This is a genomic window from Streptomyces marinisediminis (assembly GCF_026262575.1).
Taxonomy (GTDB): Bacteria; Actinomycetota; Actinomycetes; order Streptomycetales; family Streptomycetaceae; genus Streptomyces; species Streptomyces marinisediminis.
The window spans coordinates 1-871 of record NZ_JAPKFL010000093.1 but is presented as its reverse complement, the minus strand read 5'-3'; the positions used below and the strand labels follow the sequence as shown (position 1 = coordinate 871).

Genomic DNA, 871 nt, shown 5'->3' with positions numbered 1-871 from the left:
GGCGGTGTCAATTCGTTGAAGCAACGCCTTCGGTCAGTGCCCGTTGGAACGCCTCTTGTGGGGTGAGGTAGCCGAGGCAGCGGCGGGGCTGGTTGTTGATCTCTTCGGCGATGGCGGTGAGGTAGGGCTGGTGGTCGGTGATCTCGGTGCCCTTGGGAAGGTAGCGGCGGATGATGCCGTTGGTGTTCTCGTTGGTGGGCCGCTGCCAGGGGCTGTGGGGGTCGGCAAAGTAGACGTCCAGGCCGGTGGCCAGGGTGAGGGCGGCGTGGCGGCCCATCTCGGTGCCCTGGTCCCAGGTGAGGGACTTGCGCACCAACTCCGGTACCCCGCGAACGCGTTGGGTCAGGGCGGTGGCCAGGCCGTCGGCGTTCCTGCCCCGGGGCAGGGCGAGGAGCATCAGGAAGCGTGTGGCGCGGTCGACGAGGGTCGCAGCTGCCGTGCTGCCGTCCCTGCCGATGATCAAGTCGCCCTCCCAGTGCCCGGGAACCTGGCGGCCCAGGGCCTCGGCGGGCCGGTCGTGGATCGAGCGCATGCCGACGATGCGGGCTCCGTTCCCCGCGGCCGGCCTGCGCCTCGGCCCGCGACGGGTACGGCCGGAAGGCAGCATCACGCCCAGCCGGGCCAACTCACCTTTGGGCAGAGCGTAGATCCAGGTGCAGACGGCCTCGTGCGAGACGGTGCCCTTGCCGGCCGGGAGCGAGCCTTCCATAAGGCCCACCGTGTCGTCTGCCGCCTCGAGTTTCAAACGCCCGGCGATCTGGTTCGGCGTCCGCCCGTACCGCAAACCGGCCAGCACCCGCTCACGCAGAAGCACGTCACGCTCCAGGAGCCGCACTTGGGGCCTTCGGCGTCGGCCGGACGCCCGCCGGTC

At 70.3% G+C, this 871-nt stretch carries 1 protein-coding gene; it reads right to left on the bottom strand.

Going from position 1 to position 871, the window contains the following annotated elements:
* Nucleotides 1–7 precede the first annotated feature (7 nt).
* A partial coding sequence (locus tag OSB71_RS24205) for an IS30 family transposase (protein ID WP_265950942.1) occupies nucleotides 8–871 on the bottom strand: 864 nt, incomplete at its 5' end.